The 2383-nt window shown below is 63.1% G+C and carries 4 protein-coding genes; 3 read left to right on the top strand and 1 reads right to left on the bottom strand.

The window, feature by feature from the left end:
• Positions 1-714 precede the first annotated feature (714 nt).
• The 3 genes from C7G41_RS38710 to C7G41_RS36830 all read left to right on the top strand — a co-directional run bounded on the left by C7G41_RS38710 (position 715) and on the right by C7G41_RS36830 (position 1795).
• The gene (locus tag C7G41_RS38710) at positions 715-1014 is read left to right on the top strand and encodes a hypothetical protein (protein ID WP_146159912.1); all 300 of its coding nucleotides are present in this window, start codon (positions 715-717) and stop codon (positions 1012-1014) included.
• A 195-nt stretch (positions 1015-1209) separates the two neighbouring features.
• Positions 1210-1407 (top strand): hypothetical protein, encoded by a 198-nt coding sequence (locus tag C7G41_RS36835; RefSeq protein WP_106947078.1) that lies wholly within the window; start codon positions 1210-1212, stop codon positions 1405-1407.
• A 49-nt stretch (positions 1408-1456) separates the two neighbouring features.
• Positions 1457-1795 (top strand): Rap1a/Tai family immunity protein, encoded by a 339-nt coding sequence (locus C7G41_RS36830; RefSeq protein ID WP_106947077.1) that lies wholly within the window; start codon positions 1457-1459, stop codon positions 1793-1795.
• Positions 1796-2159: 364 nt separating this feature from the next.
• On the opposite strand, the gene C7G41_RS38150 is transcribed toward C7G41_RS36830, so the two are convergent.
• Positions 2160-2383, bottom strand: a 224-nt coding sequence (locus C7G41_RS38150) for a hypothetical protein (RefSeq protein ID WP_210205412.1), incomplete at its 5' end; no start/stop codon positions are given.

Raw genomic sequence — 2383 nt, 5'->3', positions numbered from 1 at the left:
GGCTCACTGAAGCTAACCCAATCGAGGCGTTCAGTGACCGGACATCACCTGTGCACACCGAGCTCGTGGCCATTCTCCACCAACTGGCTTCCCCGCCCGCCGCGTCGGCGCACGCCTGATTGCGACATGACGCTACCAGGACCCGGCTTCTCCTTTTGCAGATACCGTCATTTTGCTGAATTGCGGAGTTTGATTGCTGCGGGAGTTGGCGCACATTGAGTAGCACGACCCACACTCCACACTGCTGCAACTGCAACCAGGGATTTTCTCGCACCCGGATACCCTCGATGACTGGCGTCACGCGGTCCCCGCATTTGCCCGGTTGTCAGAAGGACCCAGCCGTCGCTCTCAGCGAGTTTTTCGGCCGCCGTCTTTTGGCCTCGTTAGCCTTACCGACGGTTTGGACGCCGGGTTTAACCCTTACGCTGGCGCATTGGCTTAAAACCTCCTGAGAACAAAAGGGAGAGAGAAATGCGTCGAATGGCTTCAGCATTGGTAGCGGCGGTTGCCGTGATGATGACCGCTGCCGCTGCGCCCGCGATGGCCTGCGGAGGCGGACTGTTTCAAAGTTCGTGCTCGCCGTGTGCCTACACCGCTTGCGCTCCGGTCTATGTCGCTCCTGTCTATTCAAGCTGCAATGCGGGATGCGGCGGCGTTGGATACGGGGCATTTTCGGATGCAGCCAGTCTGGCTCTTGAGCCCGGCTACGGAACGATGCCTGCTTACGCTGGCTACGGCTATGGTGCAGTAGGTTACGGGTACGGCATGCGTCCGAGCATCGGCTATGGCTACGGTCCAGGTTATGGTCTGGCACGCGGCTACGGTTACGGTTATGGCGTCGGTCGCGGCTATGGTTACGGCGGGCGTTACATTGGCGGCAGCTTTAGCGGGCGCTACGGCGTAGGTCGCGGCTACGGCTTCGGGGGGCGCTACGGCTACGGCGGGCGCGGCTACGGTGCGCGCTACGGCATGGGCTACGGCGGCTATCGCAGCGGGCGTCTCGGCCGCTACTGATCAGGACAGCTGGGAAGAGTTGCTCCGCCCGTTCGCCTCCAAAGGCGAGCGGGCGTTTGCGCGTGGCTGCGCAAACGGTTCCAGGACCAAACCAAACAAAGGTTGGCAAGCGCGCCGCGACGCGGCATTCTACGGCGGGGCAGGAGCGGGGCACATGAATCAGACACCAGCAAGCCCGGCGCAGCGCAGCCAGTCATGACGGTTGCCATCGGGCTGACGGCCGGCGGCATCATCACCATCGCGCTGATCGTGTCGATCCTCATCCTTGCGGCGGGAGCGCTCTCGCGACAGCGGCGGCGCAAGCGGCTGCAGGCGAAGCAGCAGGCCGCCTTGCTCAAGGCCGTCGAGAAGTCGGTGCGACCATCGCGCTGGCTGTGGATCAGAGGCACCTGATCCATGATCGACCAACCACTGAGCGCCACGGGCGCATTGAGAGGGACAGATGCGCCTTGCGATCCTGACCGGCATGTACCTGCTCGCGATCACTCCGGCTGATGCGGGGGCAGCGTGGAGAACGCCCGGCACCGAAATGTGGGGCGCTTGTGCTCGCGCGCTGCTTCCAATGACCACGACGGACATGGCCTACAACGCCGGTCTTTGTGGTGGAGTAGTCAATGCCGTGGCGTTCACGAAGGACGACATCTGCCTGCCCGAGCAAGTTACACGCTATCAAGCCACCCGCGTTGTAGTTCGCTACTTCGAGACGCACCCGGAGCAGCTCCATCTCGAAGGGGTCGCCCTTGTGGCCACGGCGCTGCGCGAGGCGTGGCCATGCAAGTGATAGAGCCCGTCGATCACCGGGCATCTCGGTCACCGTTCGGGAACCGCGGACTGCCGGACAGGGAGCGGCATCACGCCAGCGTCGAGCGCTCACCATCGCGCCAGCCGTAAGGCCGTAGGAAGCCCGTACAGCGCTCCGCCAGCGCAGGGCTACAGAGACACACCGGGGCAAGCCGGGCCAGTTTGCCAGCCGCTGCCTCCGTCGTGCGTTGTGGCAATGCGCTGGCAAGGCAGGCATCTGTACACGCGCAGGGCTTTGTGAATTCCGATCTCTGACAATCTTCCGAGCAGCGTCATTTCGCGCTCGCAGTTCTCGCACGCGGGAGGTCGCTGGGCATCATCGTGTGGTCGCATGAAGATTGCGATTACTCGATCTGCGAAGGCCGGGACACTCGGATTTCTACGGGGGAGGCTTCCCCGGATAGCGAACGAGCCGCACGGTCGAGCGACTTGGGCAGCGGCGCCGCCGGTTGCTCATCGGCTACCTTAATTTCTGACGGGTTGGCTGCCGCTGGTCTTCTTTGAAGCGCAGCGCCGACTAACCCGACGAACACGAGCAAAGCGCCGCCGATCATAAGCCAGTGTGGGA

The organism is Bradyrhizobium sp. MOS002, assembly GCF_003020115.1.
Classification (GTDB): domain Bacteria; phylum Pseudomonadota; class Alphaproteobacteria; order Rhizobiales; family Xanthobacteraceae; genus Bradyrhizobium.
The sequence above is the reverse complement of the archived record's forward strand: the minus strand, read 5'-3'. Positions and strand labels throughout refer to the sequence as shown.